Here is a 23959-nt window from a genome sequence, read left to right on the forward strand (position 1 = left end):
ATGTCCCCTCCTTCTGGGGTCGTTCGGGCGGTTTTGTCGTCCGGACTCAGGCGGCTCTTCCGGCCGCGAGGGACTCCAGCTGGAGCAGGTAGAGGGCCAGCGGCTGGAGTCGGCTGACCCGCTGTGGTGCCCCCGGGCCGCGGCCCGCGGCCAGGAGCCGTTGCAGGATCCGGTCGCGGCTGCGCCACCAGTCCCGTTCGCTGTGCAGGGTGTGGCCGAGCAGCCGGGTGAGGTACGCCAGCCGGTGCCGGACCAGGACGAGCCCGTGCCGCTGCGGAACGGCCGAGGCGAAGCCCAGTCCGGCGTGTTCCGGGAACGCCCTGTGCAGCGCCTGGTCGTGGAAGGTGCCGTCGATCTGGAAGCGGTGCGGCACCGAGGCGAGGTGGTCGACGAGCGCGTGGTCGAGGTAGGGGGTGTGGATCACCGCGTGGTCGTCGCCCAGCGTGAAAGGGGCGAGGGAGATGGACCGCCGGGTCCGGTTCCAGAAGAAGAACGAGCCGAGCGGGAAGGCGGCGTCGGCGTGCCGGGCCAGTTCCCGCACGAGCCGGTCGCGGGCCCGTTCCCGGCTCCACAGCACGCGGGTCCGGGGTCCGAGGAGGTGCTCGACGTGCGCTCCGGTGCGGCCGGCGGCCAGCAGGCGGTCCGCGAGCCCCGGCAGGTCCGTCACGTCGTACGGGTTCTTCCTGATCAGCGTGATGCTGGGGTTCTGCGCGAGCTCGCCACCGCCGATCCCGTCGTACCAGAGGCCGCTGTGGCGGCGCAGGAAGGCCAGCAGGGACAGCGTCCAGGCGCCGTCCAGGGTGCCCATGCCCTGTGCCGGGTTGGCGGTGTGTTCGGCGCGGAACTGCGAGCGCGGCCGGGCGACGGTGCGGTGGGGCAGGCCGAGGCGTTCGGCGAGCCGGGCGGCGACGCGGGCGTCGGCACCCGGGTCGGGCGGGAACTTCGCGCCGCTGACGCACAGCCGCGGCGTGGCGCCCTGGCGGCAGAGTTCCAGCAGGATGTGCCGGGAGTCCCGGCCACCGCTGAGTGGCAGGACGTACGGTTCCGTGGGCAGCCGACGGGCCACGGCGGCGCGGAACAACTCGACGAAGCCGTCCACGGCGTCGGCCTGTGTGAGGGCCGCGGGACCCGGCACGGGGAGTGCGGGCGAACGGATCAGGGGCCCGTCGCGGGTCCAGGTCAGTGTGGCGGCGGGGGGCAGCGCACGGATCGCGGTGAAGGCGGTGTCCTCGGCGAGGAAGAAGCCCAGCCGGATGAAGACGGCCAGCGCGTCGTCGTCGAGTTCGGCGCTCTCGCCGGGCAGGAGCAGGGCGAGCGGATCGGGGGAGAGAGTCAAGGAGTCGGCGTCGGCGCGGTAGTGGAGCGGGTGCATGCCGTACCGGTCGTTGCGGGCGAGGAGGCGTTCGCCGTCCCACTTCCAGGCGGCGAAGACGCCCTCGGGAGGCGCACCCTCGGCAAGGGGGTCCCCGCCGAGGGCGTGCCCGAGCCGTGCCTCCTTGTCGCCCTCGGCCCGGACCCCGTCGGGCGTGGCGACGAGCCGGATCCGGGGCTTCACCGGGCGTCCAGCAGGGGTCGCACGGCGGCCCCGATCCGGCGGGCCACCGCCTCCTGGTCGAGCACGGACTCGGCGAAGCCGATCGCGGCCTTCTTGTGGTCCTCGATCGCCGACGGGTGGGTCAGCCAGTCGTCGACGGTGTGGAACAGGTCGTCGGGCGCGGCGCAGGCCCGGCCGAGCCGGTGTTCGTGGATCAGCCCCGGCACCCACCGCTCCATCGGCAGCCCCGACTCCAGCATGAGCACCGGGATCCCGAAGTAGGCCGCTTCGAGCGTGGTGTTGGGGCCCGCCTTCGAGACGAGCAGTCCGTACGGCGATCTGGACGCGCGGTCGATGTAGTCGAAGTACTCGGCCTGGGTGAGTCGGCTGTGGAAGCGCCAGTGCTTGAGCCGTTCGGCGCCGGCGGCGGCGCGGCGCGCGAGGTCGGGGTCGTCGTAGCCGACGAACACCAGGTCGGTGTCCGGATGGTGTGCGGCGATGTGGTGCACCAGCTCCAGGTACACGTCTCCGCCGCGGTTGCAGAAGACGATCAGCCGGGGGCGGCCGGAGTCGGTGTCCCCGCCCCAGGGGCCGGCCGACGGAGCGGCCGACTCGCTGGTCATGAAGTCTCGTAGATCGTGCTGGGCGACCAGCGGTCCCACCACCTGCACCCGGTCCGGATCGCCGCCGGTCTGTGCGAGGAGGTGGTCCTTCGCCCAGGCGAAACCCACCAGCGTCAGGTCGGGATGCGGGCTGCGGTGCAGTGGCAGCTGGAGGAGTCCCGGGTTGGTGACATGGCTGACCACCCGGGTGCGCAGTCCCGCCAGCCGTACCGCTGCCACGCACAGCCGTGCCACGAAGCCCTTCGTGCCGACCACGATGTCCGGGGCGGTGGAGCGCAAGTGCTCGGTGAGTGGAGCGAGTTCGGTGATCTGCTCCGGGGTTGGGTCGGTCTCGAATCCGGTGGGGAAACGTTCCTGGAGAGAGGCCATCAGGGCCATGTAGCGCTGGGTGCGGACGGTCGCGTCCGGGCTCTCCAGTGAGATCGTGCGGATCGCGGCACCGGCCTCGCCCAGCCAGTGCAGGATCGGTTCCGCTTCCAGCAGTGTCACTTCCGCGTCGACGGCGCCGCGCAGCACCCGGGAGAACCGGGTGGCGGCGAGGTAGTTGCCGAACTCCCCCCAGGTCCGGGGGGACAGCACCTGTATGTGCGGACGGTCAGGGCGCACGGTGGGGCTCCTCGGTGAGATCGAGGCATGCAGGGGACGGGGTGTGCGTGGGGAGCGCCTGGTACCAGAGCTGGTACGTCAGGAGTGCCCACAGCTTGCGTGAGGTGTCGCGGCGGCCGCTGAGGTGGTCGTCGGTCAGCAGCCGCACGGCACGGGCGTCGAACAGCCCGTCGCGGTCCAGCGCGGACGAGGAGAGCGTGTCCAGCAGCAGCGGGCGCAACTCGCGGCGCAGCAGGGCGGCCAGCGGGGCGCGGAACCCGAGCTTGGTGCGCCGCACGATGTCGGTCGGCAGCCAGTCGGCGGCGACCCGGCGCAACAGGTACTTGCCGGTGAAGCGGCGCAGTTTCAGCGAGGTGGGGAGCGCGTTGCCGTACTCGACGAGGTCCAGGTCGAGGAAGGGAGAGCGTAGTTCGAGGGCGCTGCGCATGCCGCCGCGGTCGGTCTTGGTGAGGATCACATCGCGCAGGAAGTGGGCGACGACGGCGAGTTGGCTGCGCTGCACGCCCGTCAGGCCGGGCTGGCCGTCCAGGAGCCTGGAGACCTCGGCGAAGGGGTCGTGCCCGGCCAGGGCCGCATGGGCGTCCGGGCGCAGCAGGCCGGGCAGTTCGGCCGGGCCGAAGGGGGCAGTGGACAGGTAGAAGCGGTGCTCGGGTGCCGCGCGCAGCCCGCGCGCCAGCAGCCCGAGGGCTGCGGCGACAGGCAGATTCCCGGACCGCGCGGGCAGCCTGTGTACGAGGGTTCGCACCAGGGCTTCCAGCCGGGGAGCCGGCATCAGCCGCAGCAGCATCTCGATCGCCCGCTCGGCCTGGAAGTACCGGTAGCCGAGGAGCAGTTCGTCGGCGCCGTCCCCGGTGAGCACGCCGCGGACGTGTTGCCGTGCCGTCCGGCAGACGATGCGGGTGGGCAGCAGGGAGGGATCGGCCAGGGGTTCGTCGGCCCGGGCGTACTCCGACTCCACCACGTCGGCGAGTTGGCGTCCGCCGATACGGACGACGTGGTGCTCGGTGCCTAGATGCCGGGCCACCGAGCGGGCGTGGGCGCTCTCGTCGAAGTCGTGCTGTTCGAACCCCGCGCTGAAGGTCAACACGGGCCGTTGCGGGGAGAGCTGCTGGGCGACGGCGGCCACTGCGCTGGAGTCCAGGCCCCCGCTCAGCAGCACACCGAGCCGGCGGTCCGTGCTCGTGACCCGGCGGGCGACCGCGGCCCGGAACAGCTTCTCGAAGCGTGCGGCGGCCTCCCGCACGCCCGGTGTCCGCGCGTCCGTCGCCAACCGGGGCCGCCAGAACTCCACTTCGCGCAGCCGGCCACCGGAGTGCTCCAGGTAGCTGCCGGGGCGGACCTTGTGCACGTCGGTCACGGCCGACCCGGGCGCACAGAACGCCTGGAGCGTCAGATAGCCGGCGAGGGCCCGGACGTCCGGGGTGCGTGGTGCGTCGGGATGGCGCAGCAGCGCGGTGAGTTCGGAGGCGAAGGCGATCCCGCCGGGGACACGCGTGTAGTAGAGCGGCTTCTTGCCCATCGGGTCGCGGGCCAGCACCGTCGTCGCGGTGCGCGCGTCGTGCAGCACGAAGGCGTACATGCCGCGCACCCGCTCCAGCACCTTCATGCCGTGCAGCTCGTACAGCTCCACGAGCACTTCGGTGTCACCGGCCGTACGCAACCGGACTCCTGCGGCCCGCAGTTCGCGGCGAAGCTCCTCGTGGTTGTAGATCTCCCCGTTGAGGACGAGCGCGGTGGCACCGCTCGCGGAGACGATCGGCTGCCGGCCCCGGTCCGGATCGACGAAGGTCAGGGCACAGTGCGCGAAGGTCATGCCCCGGTGGTGGCACCAGTTGCTGCCGTCGGGGCCGCGGTGCGCCACTGCGGCCAGCATCCGTTCGGCCGTGGCGCGGGCGGCCTCCTGGCCACCGCTGATGTCGCTGAATCCCACGAAGCCGCACATACCGGCTACGACCGGTGGGTGGGCGCCATCTGGGCCGGTGAGGCGGTTTCGTGCGGTGGGGTCCGGGCGAGCGACTGCCTGGCCCACTCGATCTGTGTGGCCAGCCCGGCGCGCAGATCCGTCCGCGCGGTGAATCCCAGACGCTTCCGCGCCCGCCCGACATCGGCCGTCGTGGCCCGTACGTCGCCGATGCGCGCCGGACCGTACCGCGCGTCGGGCGTCCTGCCGGTCAACTCGCCGGTCAGGGCCAGGACTTCGTTCATCGACGCGAAACGTCCCGTGCCGATGTTCAGGACGCTGCTGCCCTTGTCGGGTGTCGTCGCGGCGAGCGTCAGCGCGTGCACGATGTCCGACACGTGGACGAAGTCGCGGATCTGGGTACCGTCGCCGTAGACCTCGATCGGCTTGTTCTCCAGGGTGGCGCGGATGACCCGGCCGATGAACATGTCCGGGCGCTGACCGGGGCCGTAGACGGTGAAGAACCGCAGGGCGCTCACCGACAGAGCGGCGTCGCGGCGGGCGGCGAAGGCGAGGGCGAGTCGTTCCGCGGCGAGTTTGGTGACCCCGTAGGGGGACAGCGGGCGAGGGAGGTCGTCCTCGCTCATCGTGCCCTCCGCGCCGCCGTACACGCTCGAGGACGAGGCCATGACCACGCGGGGCACTCCGGCCCGGACACAGGCGTCCATAAGGCGTTGGGTGGCCAATACGTTGCAGTGGAGATAGTCCGGGAATTGCGTCCAGGACGGGCGCACACCCGGCAATGCGGCTAAGTGGAAGACCGTTGCGGCATTATCCAGACAGGCCGACAGATCCGCCGATACGAGGTCGGCGCGGATCCTGTGGAGGGATCCCAGCTCGGCGGTCGGCGGGATTTCACCGGTGGCCCAGCTCGATTTCCTGTCGATGGCCACCACGTTTGTTCCGCTGCGCCGCAATGCCTCGACGAGATGGGATCCGATGAAACCCGCGGCACCGGTGACCACTGCTTTTCCCGCGGTTCTGACCCCGTTGAGCGCGTCAGCCGACATTGAGTATCCCCCTTGGTTCCGTTGGCATCCGGTCGTTCAAGGCGGTGCTCCGTGCTGGTGCTGTCTCCGGGCGTCGATCCAATGCGGGTGTGCGAACTCGGCCGACCCGGACGTACGCGGGTGCCGGCGAAACATGGCCGAGAATGGTCAGTACGCACAACGGCGTGCAAGGCGAATTGCCCAGAAGACCCGTGGAGTCTAACAGCGCGATGAATCGGCGGCAACGGCGTCCTGGACGGCGTTAACCCGACATTAAACGGCGGATCACATTCCGCATGCAGGCGGCCCATTCCCGGCCTCGCCGCAGGGTCTCCCTATGGCGAGTTCACCGGTGTACGCGTCATTCCCAACGCCCGGAGCGGACTTTATGCTGAGGCCTTCCGCCGCCCGGCGCTCGGGGAGGAACGCGTTGGCAGGCAGTCCGTTACGGCAGCTCTCCGTGCTGTTCCGCTATCTGCGCGGGGAACGGCCGTCCGTCCTCCTCCTCGCGGTGCTCGTTCCGCTGGGCATCGGGCTCCAGCTGGTGGCACCCCAGATGCTGCGCCGGTTCATCGACCACACGCTGTCCCTGAGCCCCTCGGACCTGCTGCTCGCGGTCGCCGCCTGGTACCTGGCGGCGGCGCTCGGGCTGCTCGTGGTGACGATCGGCTGCGACGCCGTGGCCGCGCGGCTCGCCTGGCGCACCACCAACCGGCTGCGCGCCGACCTGGTGGCCCACTGTCTGCGCCGGCCCTCCCGCTTCTACCAGCGGTACCCGCCGGGCGAACTCGTCGACCGCGTCGACGGCGACGTCACCAGACTCGCCGCGGTGATGTCCGCGCTGCTCCTGGAAGTCCTCGCCCAGATGCTGCTGGTCGTCGGAATCCTCGGCGCGCTCTTCCAGCTCGACTGGCGACTGGCCCTGGTCTTCGCGCCGTTCGCCGTGGGAACCCTTCTGCTGCTGCGCCGACTCGTGGGGAAGGCCATGCCCTTCGTCGCCGCCCGGCAGACCGCGTCCGCGGAACTCCTGGGCTTCCTGGAGGAACGTCTCGCCGGCGCCGAGGACCTGAGAACCAACGGAGCCTCCGCCCACACCCTGCGAGCCCTGGAGACCCGGCAGGCCGACCTGTACCGGCGGGCACGCCTCGCGGCACGGGTCTCCGTGCGCTGGCCCGCCACGGTCCAGGGTCTGTCCACCGCCAGCGTGGTCCTCGCCCTGGGCGTCAGCGTATGGCTGCACGGCCGCGGACAGCTCTCCACCGGCACGGCCTTCGCCTCCCTGTCGTACGCCATGCTGCTGCGCCGCCCGCTGCTGGCCGTCACCACCCGCTTCCACGATCTGGAAGGCGCCGCGGTCAGCGTGCAGCGCCTGCAGGAACTGCTGCGCCAGGACGACGACGCCGGGCGCACCGGCACCCGCCACCTGCCCGCAGGGCCCTTGGGCGCCCGGCTCGACCGCGTGTCCTTCTGGTACGACCCCGGCGAACCCGTGCTGCGTGACGTCTCGTTCCGACTGCGCCCCGGGGAACGGCTCGGCATCGTCGGCCGTACCGGAAGCGGCAAGTCGACCGTCGTACGGCTGCTGTTCGGACTGCACCACCCGGTGAGCGGCGGCGTCAGCGTCGGCGGCCAGGACGTGGCCGGACTCGACACCCGGGCGCTGCGCAGCCGGGTCGCCCTGGTCACCCAGGAGGTGCAGGTCTTCCACGCCACGCTCCGCGACAACCTCACGTTCTTCGACCACTCCGTCGACGATCGCCGGGTGTGCGACGCGCTGCACGAGGCCGGGCTCACGGACTGGTGGCGCGAACTGCCCGACGGTCTGGACACCGTGCTGGGCACAGGAGCCCGCGGGATGTCCGCGGGGGAGGAGCAACTTCTAGCGCTGGCCCGGGTGTTTCTGCGGGATCCGGCCGTGGTCCTGATGGACGAGCCGACGGCCCGGCTGGACCCGCACACCGAACGGCTGCTCATGCCCGCGATGGAGCGGCTGCTCGAGGGGCGGACCGCCGTCGTCGTCCAGCACCGGCCGCACGCGCTGCGCCACGTGGACCGCATCCTCGTCCTCGACGCGGGGACGGTGGTCGAGCACGGGGAACAGACTGTGCTCGCCGCCGACCCGACCTCGCGTTTCCACGAACTGCTGCGCGCCGGCTGACGGGGCGGGAGGGTGGCCGACATCGACGGACGGGGCACGTTCCGGCGGCTCGGGGCAGTGCTGCGCGGATCGGCGGGCGCGTACTGGACGCTGACCGGGCTGTGGGTCCTGCTGAGGGCCGGGACCCTGGCGGTGGGGCTGCTGTTCCAGCGGCTGTTCGACGAGATCGGCGCCGGCGGCGGGGTCTGGCTGCTCATCGCCTGGGTGGCCGCGATCGAGGGGGCGCGGCTGTGCCTGCAGTTCGGCGTGATGATCAACCGGCTGGAGCCGCGGGTCCAGTACGGAACGACGATGCGGATGCGGCGGGAACTGCTGAGTTCCGCCCTGCGCGGCCGGGGAGCCGCGGGCCGGACCACCCCGGGGGAGGGGCTGCGGGTGGTGGGTGAGGACGTCGACGAGACGGGCTTCTTCGTGGCCTGGGCGCCCACCAACCTTGCGCACTGGCTGTTCGTCGCCGCCTCCGTCACCGTCATGATGCGGATCGACGCGATCGTCACGAGTGCGCTGCTGGCGCTGCTGGTCCTGGTCGCCGTGGTCACGGCGGCGATCCACGGCCGCTTCCTCCGCTACCGGCGCGACACCCGCAGCGCCTCGGCCGAGGTCGCGGGCGCCCTGCGAGAGGCGGTCGGGGCCGTGAAAGCGGTGCAGGCGGCGGCAGCCGAGGACCAGGTGGCGGCGCACATCGACCGGCTGAACGACACGCGGGCGAAGGCGGCGGTGCGCGAGGAACTGTTCGCGGGCGTGCAGCGGACCGTGATCGGCAACGCGGCCCCACTCGGTATCGGCGTCGTACTGCTGCTGACGGCGGGCCGGGCACACAGCGGGACGTTCAGTGTCGGGGACCTGGCCCTGTTCACCTTCTATCTGCAGATCCTCGCCGAGGCGCTGGCCTCGATCGGGATCCTCTCGGTGCGACTGCAGCGGGTCTCCGTGGCGCTGGGCCGGATCGTGGACTTCCTCGGAGGACGGTCCCGGACGCCGGCCGAGGAACCGGCGCCCTTGCCCGAACGGGTGCCCGCGCTCCGGGAATTGACGGTCCGCGGGCTGACCGCACGGCACCCGGGCTCGGAGCGCGGTGTCGAGGACGTCGACCTGACCGTCGTACGCCATTCCGTCACCGTGGTCACCGGCGGTGTGGGCTCGGGCAAATCGACGTTGATACGGGCCGTCCTGGGCCTGCTGCCGCACGAGCGGGGCGCCGTCCTGTGGAACGGGGAACCGATCCTCGATCCCGCGGACTTCCTGGTGCCTCCGCGCTGCGGCTACACCCCCCAGGACCCGCGCCTGTTCAGCGGATCGCTGCGGGACAACGTCCTGCTGGGCCTCGGCGACGACGACGGGAGGATCTTCGAGGACATCGCGCACACCGCGGTCCTGGCCCCCGACGTGGCGGCCATGCAGAACGGTGCCGACACCGTCGTGGGCCCGCGGGGCCTCAGGCTGTCCGGCGGCCAGCTCCAGCGGACGGCGATCGCGCGGATGCTGGCCCGACGCCCTGAACTCCTGGTCCTCGACGACGTCTCCAGCGCCCTGGACCCCGCGACCGAGCAACTCCTGTGGAGCCGGCTGCTGGACGGCTCGGTCACCGTCCTCGCTGTGTCGCACCGGCCCGCGCTGCTGCGCGCCGCGGCCCGCGTGGTGGTCCTGAAGGACGGGCGCGTGGACGCGGCGGGGACCTGGGAGGAGGTGCTGGCCGAGTCCGCGGAGATGCGGCGCATCTCGTCGCAGGCGGACTAGGCGTGCCGACCGTCACCAACGTCCCCGGACAGCACACCTGGTCCGGTCCCGCGGATCACGCGGGCGTCGCGGCGTCCGGCACACCTAGGGCGCCGCCGCCACCGCGGCGTCTCCGCGCGACGCGCCGAGTTCGGTCCAGATCCCGTCCAGCGCGTCGACGAACCGGCGGACGTCGGCCGCCTCGTGAACGGCGGAGGGCGCGACCCGGAGGATCTCCTCGCCCATCGGCACGCTCGGCGCGTTGATGGCCTGCACATAGGCGCCGTGCCGCTCCAGCAGCAGCGCGGACATCGTCTTGCAGAGACGGTCCTCGCCGACCAGGACCGACACGATGTGCGTCTGATCGGACAGGAAGGGGATGCCCCTGTCCCGCAACAGGCCATGCATCAGAGTGGCGTTGGCCGTGAGCCGCTCGCGTTCCCGCTCGGAGCCGCGCAGATGCCGTACGGCGGCGAGCGCGCCGGCCGCCACCGCGGGCGGCAGCGCCGTGGTGAAGATGAACGAGCGGGCGAAGGCCCGGACCGCGTCCATCAGGACGGCGGGCCCGGCGACATAGCCGCCGGTCATCCCGAAGCCCTTGGCCAGCGTCCCCATGACCACGGTGAACGCGGGGGCGAGGCCCTCCTGCGCAGCGATGCCGGCACCCTCGGGGCCGTACATGCCGACGGCGTGCACCTCGTCCACGAACGTCACCGCCCCGTACCGCTTGGCGATGTCGGCGATCTCCGCGAGTGGCGCGATATCGCCGCGCATCGAGTGCACTGACTCCGTAACGACGAGTTTTGGCCGCTGCGGATCCACACCGGACAGCAGTTTCTCGAGATGCGCGCAGTCGTTGTGCCGGTAGATGAACTTCTGGGCTCCGCTGTGCCGCAAACCGTCGATGATCGACGCGTGGTTCAACTGGTCGGAGAACACGGCACAGTCGTGGATGCGGCCGGCGAGCACGGGGAGCGCGCCCTCGTTGGCTGAATACCCGGAGGTGAACAACACCGCGTCCTGCTTTCCGTGCAGCGCGGCGAGTTCTGCCTCCAATGCGACGTGATAGTGGTTCGTCCCGCCTATGTTGCGCGAACCGCCGGAGCCGGCCCCGCATTCGTCGACGGCGAACTTCATCGCCGCCAGAACGTCCGGGTGCTGTCCCATACCTAAGTAGTCGTTGCTGCACCAGATCGATATCTCGCCATGGTGTGCCGTATCGGCCGCCGGGAAGCGCCCCGCGATACGGCCGAGCTCCAGAAACTCCCTTTTCCGCTCGGATGTCTCCTGCCCAAGGCGTGCGAAGAAATCCATGTACTCGGACATGTCTCATACTCGCTCTCTGTCGCTTTCCCTCCGGCGCGCCTCATCGTAGGATGCCGTGCGGTCCCTGCAAAGTGCGCCTTCGCGTGAAAGCGGAGTATCAATGACCGAATGTGAAATCTCCCTCCCGCGGATTCACAAGGATTCTTCCGGCCGTTCCGGAATGCGCGGACCGCACCGATGAGGGGCGGTGCCACGCTCTCCGCGGCGGATGTGCTTGCGGACTCCGCGACGCGCTGCCCCGACCACACGGCGGTGGTGGCCGGCCGCCGGCGCATCTCGTACGGCGACCTCTGGCTGACCGCACGCCGATACGCGGCGGTGCTGCGCGAACGGGGCATCGGCCCCGGCGACCGGGTCGCGCTGCTGCTGTCCAACACGCCGGCCTTCCCGGCGGCGTACTTCGGCGTTCTCGCTGCCGGCGCGACCGTCGTACCGGTGAACGCGCTGCTGAAGACGGAGGAGATCGAGTACATCCTCCGGCACTCGGAGGTCCGGGCCCTGCTGTGCGCAGGATCGCTCCTCGGGGAGGGGGAGCGGGCGGCGAAGCGCGCGGAGGTGCCGCTGCTGACGGTGGAGACGGACGACGACGGCAGCGGGACGGCGCTGGACAGGCTCGCGGCTCGGGCCGTGCCGGTCGAGGCCCCGGTGCCCTGCGCGCCGGACGACATCGCGCTGATCCTCTACACCTCGGGTACCACTGGCCGCCCCAAGGGCGTCATGCTCAGCCACCTCAATCTGGTCCTGAACATCGACACGACGATGCTCTCGCCCTTCGCCATGCGCCCCGACGACGTCCTGTTGGGCTGCCTGCCCCTGTTCCACACCTTCGGCCAGGTCTGCGGCATGGGGACGTGCTTCCGCGCCGGCGCGACCCTCGTCCTGATGCCCCGCTTCACACCGGACGGGGCCCTTGACCTGATGGTGCGCGAGCGCTGCACGGTCCTCATGGGCGTGCCGACGATGTACATCACGCTGCTGGAGGCCGCCGCCCGGGACACCCGCCGTCCGCCGCTCGCCCGGGCGTACTCCGGGGGCTCGGCGCTGCCGGTCCGGGTGCTCCAGGACTTCGAGACGACCTTCGGCTGCCCCGTCTACGAAGGCTATGGCCTGACCGAGACCTCCCCGTGCGTCGCCTACAACCAGAGTGCCTGGCCCCGTCGGCCGGGCACCGTGGGCAAGCCGATCCGGGGAGTGGAGGCCGAGATAGCCAGGGCTGGTACCGAGGACAGGATCGTGCTGCTCCCGCCGGGCGAGGTCGGCGAGATCGTGGTCCGCGGACACAACGTCATGAGCGGTTACCTCGACGATCCCGCGGCCACCGAGGCCGCGCTCGTGGACGGCTGGTTCCGCTCGGGTGACCTCGGAGTCAAGGACGCCGAGGGCTATCTGACGATCGTCGACCGCAAGAAGGACATGATCGTGCGGGGTGGGTACAACGTGTACCCGCGCGAGGTCGAGGAGATCCTGTCCCGCCACCCGTCCGTGGCCCAGGCCGCAGTGATCGGCCTCCCGGACGCGCGCTACGGCCAGGAGATCTGCGCGGTGATCGTCCCTCGCCCCGGCGCCCCCACGGTCGAGTCTCTCGCGGAGGACATCATCGCCTGGACCCGTGGGCGCATAGCCTCCTACAAGTACCCGCGCCGCGTGGAGTTCGCCGCCACTCTCCCCCTGGGCCCGAGCGGGAAGGTGCTCAAACGCGAACTCGTCGCTCTGCTCGGAGCGGGAACGGGCGACATGTAGCTACGGGAGACGGTGACTCGCCGCCGGGGCTCGTCGAGGCGGACGGTCCCGGAACGTACGTCATCGAGTTGTCAGGGAGTGAACGTGTCCGTGAGGCGGATGTCGTAGCCGTCCTCTTCCATCAGGACGACGGTGACCCCGAAGGGCGAGGGGTGGTCCATCTCCAGCGGGGTGAAGGAGAAGTCGACGGCGGCCCGGATCGGCGGGACCAGTTCGCCGCCCGGCTGAGGCTCGGGCGCGGGAAGCCAGTGGGGCGCGGCCGACGCCTCGCCCTCGGGGGAGTGGGGCGCAGCCTGTTCGGTGTACGGGAGCTGGTGGAGCACGTGGCCGCCGTCCTTCGTGGCGTGCACCATGTTCAGACAGGGCGCCGGACCCGTGACCGGCAACTGGCAGGCGGTGGCGACGTCGTGGGTCTCCCAGACGAGGACGACTTCGTCGGCGCCTGCCGCCGCGGCGATGTTCGAGAGCTGGGCGATACCGGTCTGCGCGTCCCGGCCGGCGCTGGTGGGGCGTACCCGGATCAGACCGACGAGTTCGCCGCGCACCAGCGGCATGATCACCGGGCGGGGCACCACCCCTTCGCTGAGACCCGCGGTGTACGCGTTCTTCATCGACTCGACCAGCGTGTCCCAGATCTGCTTGTCCACGAACTTCCCCTTACCAACGACCTGTTCACGAGCACGCCGACCCTGTCACGGCAGCCGCTCCGCCGCCAGCGGCCTTGGACAGGGCTGCCGGAGTCGCCGCGTGCGTGCCGTGCGGCAGGCGCCCCGTGCGCAGGGGAAAGCCCCGACTGGACGGGGGAGACCAGCCGGGGCCGTAGGTCGTGGCGTGCGGAGGGCGGTCGCCTCTCGGCGGGGTGCTCCATGGGGCTTCAGCCGAACGATCATCCCCATGGGCTTGAGGTGAGGCCCGGGGACACTGTCCCCTCCGCAGCCACATACAGATGAACGGCCGGCTGTCCCCGGTTGTTCCGTGAGGGAGGCCGGACGCCTTGTGAGTTGGGGCACTCAAGGGCGCGCCGAGGTCGGCGCGCGCCTTACCGACGGCGCGTCCGCCCGGGCGCTCAGGCCGTGCCCTGCGCTCTCGTCACTGAGGCCAGTCCGGACCGGAGCATGACCTGATCCACGGTTTCCGTGAGCGAGTTCCCTGCGGGAATCACGGTCTCGATGTCGCCCGGCAGGAGGTCCAGCGGCCGGTACCAGTCGCGCAGTTCGCTCTCGCCGACCGTATGGGCGATCGGTTTGGTGGCGTGCCGGGCGAGGGTCTCCTCGAAGGGGACGTCCAGGTAGAAGCAGTGGGCGCGGTTCGGGTGGTCGGCCAGGAGCCGGGCCAGCATCTCGCCGTAGTGCGCGACGTACAGGATGCCTTCCAGCACGGTGTGGAAGCCGTGTTCGAGGGCGTGCCGGACGGTCAGATCGATCAGGCCGATGTTCGCGCCGCCGGGGATGTCGCGCTCACGCAGCACATCACGGCGGAGGGTGTCCTGGCTCACCACGGCGAGACCCCGCCCATATCGTTCGCGCAACCCGGCGGCCACCGAACTCTTGCCGCTCGCGCTGTTGCCGCGCAACACCACCAGTCGCGTGGGGGAGGAGACCGTCGTCATCGGGAGCACCCTACCGATATCGACCTCGCTCACCGGCATCACGTCTCCGCTCGGAGCACGAGCCGGCCGACCGTCCAAATGCGCTTGTCCGTCGTCGCGGCAGCGCACTACCTTGCCGAGGTGGATCTCTTCTCACGCTCCTGGACGGCGTTGCGCGCGGCGGTCGCCGAGCTGTCGGACGAGGACTTCGCCCGGCCGTCCGGCTGTACCGGGTGGCTTGTGCGGGACCTGGTGTGCCACCTGGTCATCGACGCTCAGGACGTCCTGATCACCCTCGTGACTCCCGCCGAAGGGGAACCGACCCGCGATGCGGTGACCTACTGGGACATCGCCGAAACGCCACCGACCGGCGACGACCCGCTCGACGCGCTGACCGTCCGGCTGGCCGCCGCGTACGGGGAGCCATGGCTGCTCATGTTCCACCTGGACGACGTCGGTTCGGCCGCCGGCCGCGCCGCCGAACTCGCCGACCCGGGGCTCCGGGTGGGCACCCGCGACCAGGTCCTCACCACGGGCGACTACCTCTCCGCGTACGTCCTTGAGTGGACGCTGCACCACCTCGACCTGGGCGCACACCTCCAGGACGCGGCGGAACCGCCCGCGGAGGGGCTCGCCCGGTCCCGGGAGATGCTGGAGAAGATCGCGGGGTCCGCGTTCCCCGCGTCGTTCTCCGACAAGGACGCACTGCTGGTCGGCACCGGACGGCGTGCCCCGACCGACGCGGGGAACACAGCACTGGGCGAACTGGGCGTGAAACTCCCGCTCATCCTCGGCTGATCGTGTGCCACGAGATCCGTTAATTCCATTCAATCGTCGTGACCCGCGAAAACGACAGAGCGATCCTCGCGGCCACTTGCACAATTCTCTTCCACCTGGGAGCAGGAGGACCTTCCGTGTGCTGCAATTGAGGTATGTACCTCGACGAGCTCCGCGACCTGCTCGTCCGGCACGCGCGGCCGGACTGGACCACCGCCATCGACGGCGTACTGATCTCGAAGGTCGACCGCTCGGATCCGCCGTCGCTGTCGATGTCCGGCACGGTGCTGGCAGTCATCGCCCAGGGCGCGAAACGCCTCGCGCTGGGGGAGCGGGTGTACGAGTACGGCGCCGGGCAGTACCTCGTCACCTCCGTCGATCTGCCGGTCACCGGGCACTTCACCGAGGCCACTCCGGAGCACCCGGCGCTGGGGTTCGGGCTCATGCTGGAGCCGTCCGCCGTCGCCGAGCTGCTGTTGCAGGCGGGGGCGGGAGACATCCCCCGCTCGGGCGGCAGCGCGCCGCCGGGCATCGCTGTCAGCGACGCTCCCGATGCGCTGCTCGACGCCGTGATCAGGCTGTTGCGCCTGCTCGACGAGCCACGCGACCGGGCGGTGCTCGCCCCGCTGGTCAAACGCGAGATCCTGTGGCGCCTGATCACCGGCGAACAGGGCGGCATCGTGCGCCAGCTGGGCCTGGCCGACAGCAGCCTCAGCCACATCGCGCGGGCGGTGCGATGGATCCGCGAGCACTACGCGCAGCCGTTCAGGGTCGAGGACGTGGCGCAACTGTCCGGCATGAGCGTCTCCGCGTTCTACCGCAACTTCCAGACGGTGACAGCGATGAGCCCGATCCAGTTCCAGAAGCAGATCCGGCTGCAGGAGGCCCGACTGCTGCTGGCCACCCACCCCAACGACATCACCGGGGTCGGCCAGCGCGTCGGCTACGACAACCCGTCACAGTTCAGCCGGGAGTACCGCCGCCAGTTCGGCGCACCACCCAGCCAGGACGCCGCCGGCCTGCGCCGCTCCGTACGAACCCCCGCGGCCGCCCTCCCCTGACAGGTCGCAACCCAACAGAAGAGGATTGTGCAAGGAGGCGGGAGAATTGTTCTTCTTTCCTCCCGTTTCGGAGTGCTTCCATGAATGAGTCGGATTTCCCCATGGAATTCCCTGTCGGATTCCCCGGTGAGGAAATGCAGATCCGCTCATGTGCAGGAGGCACGTCATGAAGGTCGCCATTGTCACCGGTGCCAGTTCCGGTATCGGTCGGAGCGCGGCAATACAGATCGCCAAGCGGGGGGTCGGAGTGATCCTGACCTTCAGCGGCAACAGGCAAGGGGGCCTGGACACCGTGGCGGCGATCGAGAAGGAGGGCGGTACGGCTGTCGCGCTGCCGCTGGACGTCGGTGAGAGCGGCAGCTTCCCGGCCTTCCGCACCGCCGTGGTCGACGTGCTGCGCGACACCTGGGGGCGCGACAGCTTCGACTGCCTCGTAAACAACGCCGGCTTCGGGCAGATGGCGATGTTCGAGGACACCACCGAGGAACTCTTCGACCGGCTCATGCGGGTCCTGCTGAAGGGCCCGTACTTCCTGACCCAGACGCTGCTGCCGTTGATGGCCGACGGCGGGGCCGTCGTCAACACGACCAGCAACGCCGGGATGGCCTCCGGTCTGGAGCCCGGCTACTCGGCGTACGCGTCGATGAAGGGCGGCCTGATCGTCCTGACCCGCTACATGGCCAAGGAGTTCAGCGTGCGGGCGATCCGCGTCAACGCGGTCGCACCGGGTGCCACCCGCACCCGGATCTCCGACGACGCCTTTGACCGGTTCCCCGAGGTGATTCCGGCCCTCGCGGCGAAGACGGCATTCGGCAGGGTCGGCGAGCCCGACGACATCGGCCCGGTGATCGCCTCCCTGCTCTCCGAGGAGAGCCGTTGGATCACCGCGCAGAACATCGAGGCGTCCGGAGGCTTCAACCTCTAGTGGAAGCTCCGGCCGGAGTTCACCGGCGCAGGCCCTTCCCGCGGATGCTCCTCGGCACCCAGCGTCGACCACCGGCCGGAAGTCACCTGTGGACACGCCTGCCCCGTTGATGGGGTGGCGTATCGCGGCTTCGATGGCCCTTTGCCGGGCGGCGCTCGGCCACCGGCATGGCGGGCGAGTGGGGTTGGGGAGCCGTGCAGCACTCCAGAAGGGTCAGAGGCCGCATAGGCGGTTCCAGAGCGCGGTTGCGCGGGTTGTCGGGTGCGGCGGCGCTGTTCGGTGTCGCCGCGCTCGTCGTCTCGGCGGTTCCTGCCGACGCGGCGACAGCGGGGGCACCGCGGCCGCCGAGCCCGGGGGAGGTGATACCGGGCCAGGAGACGCGGACACCGGCGCTCGTACGGGACATCCGGGAGCAGGCACCGTCGACCGGCAGCGCGGCGGGCGCGGCCCGCACCTATCTGGACGACAAGCAGAGCCGGTACCGCATCCCGGACGCGCAGCGCGATCTCGTACCCGCCGGGACTACAACAGCCAACGGCCAGGAGACGGTTCGGCTCCAGCAGAAGCACCGGGGCGTGCCCGTCCCGGGCGGTCAGTACGTCGTCCGCATGGAGAAGAAGGACGGGGAGCGGGTCGTCACCGGCACTTCGGGCATGTACTTCACCGAACTGCGCACCGGCACGACGCCCGAGGTCGGCGAGGAACTCGCCGTCGAGCGTGCCGTCGAAGCCGTCCTCGCCGAGCTCCACGAACAGCACTTCGCCGCGAAGCTGCCGAGTGAGGGGGACGAGGACGAGTCCCCGCTCACCGGTACCGCCCGCGGGCTCGTCGTGCTGCCCACCGGAGCAGGCGTCCTCACTCATCGGGTCACCGTGCGCGGCACCGACCCGGCGAGCGGTGAACCCGTACAGCGCGAGGTCTACATCGACGCCCGCGCCGGATACCCGGTCCTCCAGTACAGCGGTATCAAGACGTTCGGCACCCCCGGCCCGGCCGCCGGGAAGCCGGCGGCGGGCACCGCGCCGTAGCGGGCGCGCCCCGCGGAGAAGGGATCCGGCGTCCGCCTCGACGGCACGACCGTCGCCCTCGACGTGGAACTCGACGAGGCGCGCGGCGAGTACGTGCTGCGCGACCGCACCCGAATACCCGGCGACGACTTCACCGACAACGTCCTGTCCACCTGGGACGCGCGCGGCAAGTGGACCAGTGACGGGAGCGGGCAATGGCCCGACGGCATCCAGGAGTTCGGCTCGCCGACCCCCGCGTTCGGCACCGAGGCCACCGAATCGGGAGCCGTCGACGCGCACTGGGCGGCCCGGCAGGTCTACGACCACTTCAAGAACAAGCACGGCCGGAACAGCCTCGACGGCCGTGGCATGACCATCAACTCCCTGGTGGGCATCACCGATTACGGGCAGCCGTACGTCAACGCCTTCTGGGACGGACAGAAGACGGTGTACGGAACCGGCGACGCCGAGTACCGCCCGCTCTCCGCGAGCGTGGACGTCGTCGGCCACGAGATGACGCACGGCGCGACTGACAGCGGGCGGTGGCCTGCAGGGTGACTCACCTGGCAGGCCACCGCCCGCTCGGCCATGGCCGCCCCCGCGCCGGACCCGTACGGACAGGGAATCGTCCGGTCGATCACCGGGTTGACGTCTCAGTAGCCGAGATCTTCAGGGAGCCGACATGTCCGACGAACCCGCTGTCCGCGGACTCCGCCTGGTGGTCACGGCGGCCGACTACGACGCGGCGCTGCACTTCTACCGCGATGTCCTCGGTCTGGCCGAGCAAGGCGCGTTCGCCTCCGCCGACGGACGGGTCACCATCCTCGATGCCGGCCGCGCCACCTTGGAGATCGCCGATCCCAACCACGCCGCCTTCATCGACGAGGTCGAGGTCGGCCGGCGCGTGGCCGGGCACCTTCGGGTCGCCTTCGAGGTCGACGACTCCGTGGCCACCACGTCGAAGCTGGCCGCCGCCGGGGCCCAGGTGATCGCCGAGCCGACACGTACTCCCTGGAACTCGCTGAACTCCCGGCTCGAGGCACCGGGCGATCTTCAGCTGACGCTCTTCACGGAACTCGGCGGCCAGGCCGAGGCCGGGCGCGACGCGTAGGGGGCGTACGGGGCCCGTCTCTGCCGGGAATACGGCTGCAGGGTTCTCTGTTGTACAGCACAGAATGACATGCCTCCGTCAAATCGAGGAGGCGGAGGGTGCCGTCGCCTTTCTGTGGACGGCTGTGAGGAAGGAAAGCCCATGAGGGTCGGCATTCGCCCCGTTTCCCGCCCGGTCGTCTACCGAGACCGTGCCGCGGACGTCGCGTTCCTCACCCGTTCGACCGCGGACTCGACGAGGACGATCGAATGGGAGGACGGCAACACGTACCCGGTGATCGACGTGGAGGTGTCGTCGGCCAGCCACCCGTTCTACACGGGGAACGCGCGGGTCATGGACAGCGCGGGCCGCGTGGAGCGGTTCGAGCGGCGCTACGGACGGGCGGCGTCACTGACCCGGTGACGCGTGGCCGACATCCGGGCAGGAGGGGCGCCGGCGTCCGAGCAGGAGGAGAGCAGAGCCATGAAGGTGCGCAAGTCGTTGCGCTCACTGAAGTCCATGCCCGGGGCGCAGGTCGTGCGCCGACGGGGCACGGTGTTCGTGATCAACAAGAAGAACCCGCGCTTCAAGGCCCGCCAGGGCTGACATACAGCGCGTCTCGCGCGTAGAGCGCGTCCAGCGTGTGGGCCGCCGGGCCCGGCTTCCTGAGAGGAAGCCGGGCCCGGCCTGCTGTGGTCCTCACCCGCCAAAGGCGCCGGCCGAAGCCGTCCGGCAAGAGGCCGGTGCAGGTGAACGGGGTGCGGGAGTACCGGTCGTCACAGGTTGCCCAGGCGGGCGTCCCGCCACAGGTCGACGCCGCCGTCGCTGGCGTACTTGTCGATCTCGGCCAGCTCCTCGCTGCTGAAGTCGGGGTTCTCCAGCGCGGCGACGTTCTGCTCCAGTTGCTCGGGGCGCGACGCACCGATGACGAGCGAGGTGACACGTTCGTCCCGCAGGGCCCAGGCGAGTGCCATCTGGGCCAGGCTCTGACCGCGCCGGGCCGCGATGTCGTTGAGGGCGCGCAGCCTGCGCAGCATGTCGTCCGACAGCCACGTGGTGTCGAACGAGGTCCCTTGCGCCGCCCGCGAGTCCTGCGGGACCCCGTCGAGGTAGCGCCCGGTCAGCAGCCCCTGGGCGAGCGCCGTGAAGCCGATGACCCCGAAGCCCTCCTGCTCCGCGGTGTCGAGCAGGCCGTCGGTCTCGACCCAGCGGTTGAGCATGCTGTACGACGGCTGGTGAATGAGGAGGGGCGTGCCCAGGTCCCGGAGGATGGCGGCCGCCTCGCGGCTGCGCTCGGCGTCGTAGGAGGAGATGCCGACGTACAGGGCCTTGCCCTGGCGGACGGCGGTGTCGAGCGCCCCCATCGTCTCCTCGAGGGGAGTGTCGGCGTCGAGCCGGTGGGAGTAGAAGATGTCCACGTACTCCAGCCCCGTGCGACGCAGCGACTGGTCGAGCGAGGCCAGCATGTACTTGCGGGAGCCGCCGCCCTGGCCGTAGGGGCCGGGCCACATGTCCCAGCCGGCCTTGGTGGAGATCACCAGCTCATCCCGGTACGGCGCGAGGTCCTGCTTCATCAGCCGCCCGAAGTTGGTCTCCGCGGCGCCGTACGGCGGACCGTAGTTGTTCGCGAGGTCGTGATGGGTGATGCCGAGGTCGAAGGCGCGCAGAGCGATCGCACGCTGGCTCTCGAAGGACCGGTCGTCCCCGAAGTTGTGCCAGTAGCCCAGGGACAGGACGGGCAGGTCGAGCCCCGAACGCCCGGTGCGCCGGTAGCGCATGGTGCCGTCGTAGCGGTCAGGATTCATGACGTGGCTCATCGAGTGGTCTCCGGGTGGTGCGGTACGGGACGGACCCATCAGGCACATCGGACCCATCGGGGTCGCGGGGATCCGCCTGCCCACACTGCCCCTGCCTGATCCCGAAGTCCAACAGCTCCCTGCCATGGGATTCAGCGGTGCCGCTTCTGAATCGGTAAGGGTGTTGCCTCGGGGCCGGATTGACGGATTGGCGTCCGGCCTCGCTGGGCAGGGAGCCATGGAATGTCATGAGCACGACTACCTTTCCCCCACAAGGAGGTCGACCATGCACGTCCGTAAGCCGACGATCGGACTCGCTGCCGTCCTGACGGTGACCTTTTCGCTGATGGGCGGCCAGGCCGTGGCCACCCCGTCCACGACCGCTCCCTCCGAGGTCGCGGACAGCGCCGTCGCCGCCCGTGTCGTCACCTACGACGCGAGCGGTTCCGCGGAGTTCAGGTCCGCCGTCGACCGCGGTGCGGCGATCTGGAACGAGAGTGTCGACGCCGTCGAACTGCGCCCGGTCGCGACCGGGCAACGCGCCAACATCCGGGTCCTCGCGGACAACGGCTGGCCCCGGGCTCTGCCCACCACACTGGGCAACGGAACCGTCTACATCGGACGCCAGGCCGTCGACCAGGGCTACAACACGATCCGCATCTCGGCCCACGAACTGGGCCACATCCTCGGCCTGCCGGACCGCAAGCCCGGCCCGTGCTCAAGCCTGATGTCCGGCTCCACCGCCGGAACCGCCTGCACGAACCCCTACCCGGACACGGTGGAGAAGGCGGAGGTCGAGGACAACTTCAGCAGCGCGCTGGCCCGGACGGGCGGAGCGGCGCGGAGCGGTGTCGTGATCGTGGACTGACGCACGGCGCCGGGCGCGGGTGTTGGGCGGACGCCGGGACATCGCGGCGTCCGCCCACACCCGCACACGGCGACCGTCCGAGCGACCTCTGAAACCTCTCCGGCGTCAGCCCCGCCGACGCAGCTTGCTCAGGAACCCCTTGGCCTGGGCCCGTCGCCGCGGATCGGCGGAGGCGCGGCGTACCTGTTCGATGGTCCGCCGCCCCTGAGGGCTCCTGGCGAACCGTTTGATCTTTTCGATCATCCCGGGCACAACTCCTCCTAGGGCGAGGCCGGTGACACTGATGCCTGCACGCCCTGTATACCCCGTCACCGGGAAGTAAGCGCCTGACGGGCCCCGCTCACGGGATCAGCACCTGACCCGTGCCGTCTACTGCCCCGCCCGGGGAAAGCACTGTCGGACGTGTCCTCTAAGCTCCCGCGCATGAGCGAGGGGGACAGCGACAGACGCGTCATCGACGGGCGGTTCCAGCTTGAGTCGCGGCTCGGCGGCGGTGGGATGGGAACGGTCTGGCGGGCCACGGACCTCGTGCTGCACCGGAACGTGGCCGTCAAGGAGGTACGGCCGCCGGACGCGGGGCTGGCCGAGTACGACCCGGACGGCGCGCGGATGCTGCGGGAGCGGGTGCTCCGCGAGGCCAGGGCGCTGGCCAGGATCGACCACCCGAACGTCGTGACGATCCATCACATCGTCGACGGCGGCGAGGGCACCTACCCGTGGATCGTCATGGAACTGGTCGGCGGCGGATCGCTGGCCGACCGCCTGGGCCGTGGACCGATGGACACGACCGGGACGGCCCGGCTCGGACGCGAGGTGCTGGCCGCACTGCGCGCCGCGCACGACGCGGGCATCCAGCACCGGGACGTCAAGCCCGCCAATGTGCTGCTGCGTCCCGACGGCCGCCCCGTGCTCACGGACTTCGGGATCGCGGCGATCCGCGAATCGACGGCTCTGACCGCCACCGGGTCGATCATCGGCACGGCCGACTACATGGCGCCGGAGAGAGTCTCGGGCAACGACGGCGGAGCGGCTTCGGACCTCTGGTCTTTGGCGATGATGTTGTACGCCGCCGTCGAGGGCCGACACCCCCTGCGCCGGGGCACGACGCTGGCCACCCTCGCGGCCGTCCTCTACGAGGAGGTCCCGCCACCGGTGAAGGCCCGGCCTATGGCGGGCGTACTGATGCGTGTGCTGGTGCGGGACCTCGCCGCGCGGCCCGATGCCGAGACCCTCGACCGGATGCTGGCTTCAGTGGTCGAGGACGGAGTGGCCGCCGCCGTGGCCGAGGGCACCACTTCCTACCGGCTGACGCCTCCGTCGGCTGCCTCACCCGCCCCGCCGTTTCCTTCCGGGTCGGGCGAGTTCGGCCCACCGACCGGGTACCCGACACCTCAGGACGCGGTTCCCGGGCCGCCTGGCCCTCCCACGTCGTACCCAGTGGCACCTGCCGGTGCGCCGACGCCGGGCCGGCCGTCTCGGCACAGGCGCTGGTCCAGGGTCGTCCTGTCCGCCGCGGCGACAGCGCTCGTCGGCGTCCTCGTGTGGGCCCTGGTGCCGGACGGGGAGAAGTCCGACTCCTCGTCCTCCGGGGGTGCGGGGAGCGGCGCGAGAGCGACACCGTCGAGCAGCAGTACGTCGACGACCGAATCGTCCGTGGATGCCTCGACGCCCACGCCCGGGCAGACGAAAAAGGTCAGCACCACCGATCTGCTGACGCCCGACGGCATCCGCACCGCGATCAAGGCGTTCAAGAAGGAGACGGGCAGCGATCAGTTCGGCGATTTCTCGGTGTACCCAGAGCACATCTCTGCCTACGTGATGGTCAAGGGAAGCCGGACCCAGTACGAGATGTACACCTACCGTGTCGACCGGGGCCTGGAGAAGGGAATCATCAAGGGCTCGCTGTCCGGCGGAAACCAGCCGTACAGCCTGGACGAATTCGACTGGAACGCTGTTCCCGCCTTGCTTGCCGAGGCTCGGAAGAAGTTGAACGTAGACAGCCCCACGAGCCGCTACCTGCTGGTGAGACAGCCGAATGAGCTGCGCGACACCCCCGCCGCCATGGCTGTGTACCTCAGCAACGAGTACGGCGAGGGCGGCTATCTGGAGGCCGACACCCAGGGCAAGGTGACCAAAGTGATGGCCGCCGACAGCTGATCCCGGGGCCATCACCTCGTCCCTACGCTTCCGCGCGA

At 70.4% G+C, this 23959-nt stretch carries 21 protein-coding genes and 1 pseudogene; 13 read left to right on the forward strand and 9 right to left on the reverse strand.

The features are described 5' to 3' along the window. Positions 1 to 46 precede the first annotated feature (46 nt). The 4 genes from O3Q52_RS03000 to O3Q52_RS03015 are packed head-to-tail and all read right to left on the reverse strand — an operon-like array spanning position 47 to position 5733. Positions 47 to 1555: an asparagine synthetase B family protein gene (locus O3Q52_RS03000; RefSeq protein WP_269647190.1), complete on the reverse strand. Its 1509-nt coding sequence runs from the start codon at positions 1553 to 1555 to the stop codon at positions 47 to 49. Next, on the reverse strand, positions 1552 to 2763 hold the full coding sequence (locus tag O3Q52_RS03005; RefSeq protein WP_269647191.1) for a Moenomycin biosynthesis protein MoeGT1: 1212 nt from the start codon (positions 2761 to 2763) through the stop codon (positions 1552 to 1554). The genes O3Q52_RS03000 and O3Q52_RS03005 overlap by 4 nt, the downstream gene beginning before the upstream one ends. Next, complete coding sequence (gene asnB, locus O3Q52_RS03010) at positions 2753 to 4693, reverse strand: asparagine synthase (glutamine-hydrolyzing) (protein ID WP_269647192.1); 1941 nt, start codon at positions 4691 to 4693, stop codon at positions 2753 to 2755. Before asnB ends, O3Q52_RS03005 begins: the two co-directional genes overlap by 11 nt. Positions 4694 to 4710: 17 nt before the next feature. Further along, the gene (locus tag O3Q52_RS03015; protein WP_269647193.1) at positions 4711 to 5733 is read right to left on the reverse strand and encodes an NAD(P)-dependent oxidoreductase; all 1023 of its coding nucleotides are present in this window, start codon (positions 5731 to 5733) and stop codon (positions 4711 to 4713) included. A 409-nt stretch (positions 5734 to 6142) separates the two neighbouring features. Here O3Q52_RS03015 and O3Q52_RS03020 point away from each other — a divergent pair, with 409 nt between their 5' ends. Together O3Q52_RS03020 and O3Q52_RS03025 are read left to right on the forward strand one after the other, a co-directional pair. Beyond that, entirely contained in the window at positions 6143 to 7870 is a 1728-nt protein-coding gene (locus O3Q52_RS03020; protein WP_269647194.1) for an ABC transporter ATP-binding protein, read from the forward strand. A gap of 12 nt (positions 7871 to 7882) precedes the next feature. Next, positions 7883 to 9607: an ABC transporter ATP-binding protein gene (locus tag O3Q52_RS03025; RefSeq protein ID WP_269647195.1), complete on the forward strand. Its 1725-nt coding sequence runs from the start codon at positions 7883 to 7885 to the stop codon at positions 9605 to 9607. 84 nt (positions 9608 to 9691) lie between these two features. Here O3Q52_RS03025 and hemA read toward each other — a convergent pair whose 3' ends face one another. Next, complete coding sequence (gene hemA / locus O3Q52_RS03030; protein WP_269647196.1) at positions 9692 to 10912, reverse strand: 5-aminolevulinate synthase; 1221 nt, start codon at positions 10910 to 10912, stop codon at positions 9692 to 9694. Positions 10913 to 11089: 177 nt separating this feature from the next. Here hemA and O3Q52_RS03035 point away from each other — a divergent pair, with 177 nt between their 5' ends. After that, entirely contained in the window at positions 11090 to 12652 is a 1563-nt protein-coding gene (locus tag O3Q52_RS03035; protein WP_269647197.1) for a long-chain fatty acid--CoA ligase, read from the forward strand. A 71-nt stretch (positions 12653 to 12723) separates the two neighbouring features. Here the strand turns inward: O3Q52_RS03035 and O3Q52_RS03040 are convergent, their stop codons facing one another. After that, positions 12724 to 13299 carry a hypothetical protein gene (locus O3Q52_RS03040; protein ID WP_269647198.1) on the reverse strand — a complete coding sequence of 192 codons (576 nt, stop codon included), beginning with the start codon at positions 13297 to 13299 and terminating at the stop codon, positions 12724 to 12726. Positions 13300 to 13718: 419 nt separating this feature from the next. Next, on the reverse strand, positions 13719 to 14261 hold the full coding sequence (locus O3Q52_RS03045; RefSeq protein ID WP_269647199.1) for an AAA family ATPase: 543 nt from the start codon (positions 14259 to 14261) through the stop codon (positions 13719 to 13721). A gap of 120 nt (positions 14262 to 14381) precedes the next feature. Between O3Q52_RS03045 and O3Q52_RS03050 the strand changes: the two genes are divergently transcribed. The 8 genes and pseudogenes from O3Q52_RS03050 to ykgO all read left to right on the forward strand — a co-directional run bounded on the left by O3Q52_RS03050 (position 14382) and on the right by ykgO (position 19706). After that, entirely contained in the window at positions 14382 to 15038 is a 657-nt protein-coding gene (locus O3Q52_RS03050; protein WP_269647200.1) for a maleylpyruvate isomerase N-terminal domain-containing protein, read from the forward strand. A gap of 134 nt (positions 15039 to 15172) precedes the next feature. After that, positions 15173 to 16078 (forward strand): AraC family transcriptional regulator, encoded by a 906-nt coding sequence (locus O3Q52_RS03055; protein ID WP_269647201.1) that lies wholly within the window; start codon positions 15173 to 15175, stop codon positions 16076 to 16078. Positions 16079 to 16244: 166 nt separating this feature from the next. Continuing rightward, positions 16245 to 17003 (forward strand): SDR family NAD(P)-dependent oxidoreductase, encoded by a 759-nt coding sequence (locus O3Q52_RS03060; protein ID WP_269647202.1) that lies wholly within the window; start codon positions 16245 to 16247, stop codon positions 17001 to 17003. Positions 17004 to 17248: 245 nt separating this feature from the next. Next, positions 17249 to 18031 carry a hypothetical protein gene (locus O3Q52_RS03065; protein WP_269647203.1) on the forward strand — a complete coding sequence of 261 codons (783 nt, stop codon included), beginning with the start codon at positions 17249 to 17251 and terminating at the stop codon, positions 18029 to 18031. A gap of 33 nt (positions 18032 to 18064) precedes the next feature. Beyond that, positions 18065 to 18568, forward strand: a pseudogene (locus O3Q52_RS03070) (M4 family peptidase); the annotation flags it as partial. Between the two features lie 124 nt (positions 18569 to 18692). Then, positions 18693 to 19121, forward strand: a complete 429-nt coding sequence (locus tag O3Q52_RS03075) for a VOC family protein (RefSeq protein ID WP_269647204.1) — start codon at positions 18693 to 18695, stop codon at positions 19119 to 19121. A 141-nt stretch (positions 19122 to 19262) separates the two neighbouring features. Next, entirely contained in the window at positions 19263 to 19523 is a 261-nt protein-coding gene (locus tag O3Q52_RS03080) for a type B 50S ribosomal protein L31 (RefSeq protein ID WP_269647205.1), read from the forward strand. Positions 19524 to 19583: 60 nt separating this feature from the next. After that, positions 19584 to 19706 (forward strand): type B 50S ribosomal protein L36, encoded by a 123-nt coding sequence (gene ykgO, locus O3Q52_RS03085; RefSeq protein WP_055617363.1) that lies wholly within the window; start codon positions 19584 to 19586, stop codon positions 19704 to 19706. Between the two features lie 170 nt (positions 19707 to 19876). On the opposite strand, the gene mgrA is transcribed toward ykgO, so the two are convergent. Then, positions 19877 to 20917, reverse strand: a complete 1041-nt coding sequence (mgrA, locus tag O3Q52_RS03090; RefSeq protein ID WP_269647206.1) for an L-glyceraldehyde 3-phosphate reductase — start codon at positions 20915 to 20917, stop codon at positions 19877 to 19879. A 265-nt stretch (positions 20918 to 21182) separates the two neighbouring features. Here mgrA and O3Q52_RS03095 point away from each other — a divergent pair, with 265 nt between their 5' ends. Then, positions 21183 to 21764, forward strand: a complete 582-nt coding sequence (locus O3Q52_RS03095) for a snapalysin family zinc-dependent metalloprotease (RefSeq protein WP_269647207.1) — start codon at positions 21183 to 21185, stop codon at positions 21762 to 21764. A 105-nt stretch (positions 21765 to 21869) separates the two neighbouring features. Here O3Q52_RS03095 and O3Q52_RS03100 read toward each other — a convergent pair whose 3' ends face one another. Beyond that, a complete protein-coding gene (locus tag O3Q52_RS03100; protein WP_169801986.1) occupies positions 21870 to 22007 on the reverse strand; it encodes a hypothetical protein in 138 nt (45 codons plus the stop codon). Between the two features lie 180 nt (positions 22008 to 22187). Here O3Q52_RS03100 and O3Q52_RS03105 point away from each other — a divergent pair, with 180 nt between their 5' ends. After that, positions 22188 to 23921, forward strand: coding sequence for a serine/threonine-protein kinase (locus O3Q52_RS03105; RefSeq protein ID WP_269647208.1), 1734 nt, complete (start codon positions 22188 to 22190; stop codon positions 23919 to 23921). The last annotated feature ends 38 nt before the right edge of the window (positions 23922 to 23959 follow it).

The organism is Streptomyces sp. ActVer (genome assembly GCF_027270795.1).
Classification (GTDB): domain Bacteria; phylum Actinomycetota; class Actinomycetes; order Streptomycetales; family Streptomycetaceae; genus Streptomyces; species Streptomyces umbrinus_A.

What these genes read in the sequence shown, in the direction of transcription:
- O3Q52_RS03015 (WP_269647193.1), bottom strand. Translation starts at nt 5,733, where the DNA reads ATGTCGGCTGACGCGCTCAACGGGGTCAGAACCGCGGGAAAAGCAGTG.
- hemA (WP_269647196.1), bottom strand. Translation starts at nt 10,912, where the DNA reads ATGTCCGAGTACATGGATTTCTTCGCACGCCTTGGGCAGGAGACATCC.
- O3Q52_RS03035 (WP_269647197.1), top strand. Translation starts at nt 11,090, where the DNA reads ATGAGGGGCGGTGCCACGCTCTCCGCGGCGGATGTGCTTGCGGACTCC.
- O3Q52_RS03045 (WP_269647199.1), bottom strand. Translation starts at nt 14,261, where the DNA reads ATGACGACGGTCTCCTCCCCCACGCGACTGGTGGTGTTGCGCGGCAAC.
- O3Q52_RS03055 (WP_269647201.1), top strand. Translation starts at nt 15,173, where the DNA reads ATGTACCTCGACGAGCTCCGCGACCTGCTCGTCCGGCACGCGCGGCCG.
- O3Q52_RS03060 (WP_269647202.1), top strand. Translation starts at nt 16,245, where the DNA reads ATGAAGGTCGCCATTGTCACCGGTGCCAGTTCCGGTATCGGTCGGAGC.
- O3Q52_RS03075 (WP_269647204.1), top strand. Translation starts at nt 18,693, where the DNA reads ATGTCCGACGAACCCGCTGTCCGCGGACTCCGCCTGGTGGTCACGGCG.
- O3Q52_RS03080 (WP_269647205.1), top strand. Translation starts at nt 19,263, where the DNA reads ATGAGGGTCGGCATTCGCCCCGTTTCCCGCCCGGTCGTCTACCGAGAC.
- ykgO (WP_055617363.1), top strand. Translation starts at nt 19,584, where the DNA reads ATGAAGGTGCGCAAGTCGTTGCGCTCACTGAAGTCCATGCCCGGGGCG.
- mgrA (WP_269647206.1), bottom strand. Translation starts at nt 20,917, where the DNA reads ATGAGCCACGTCATGAATCCTGACCGCTACGACGGCACCATGCGCTAC.
- O3Q52_RS03095 (WP_269647207.1), top strand. Translation starts at nt 21,183, where the DNA reads ATGCACGTCCGTAAGCCGACGATCGGACTCGCTGCCGTCCTGACGGTG.
- O3Q52_RS03100 (WP_169801986.1), bottom strand. Translation starts at nt 22,007, where the DNA reads ATGATCGAAAAGATCAAACGGTTCGCCAGGAGCCCTCAGGGGCGGCGG.
- O3Q52_RS03105 (WP_269647208.1), top strand. Translation starts at nt 22,188, where the DNA reads ATGAGCGAGGGGGACAGCGACAGACGCGTCATCGACGGGCGGTTCCAG.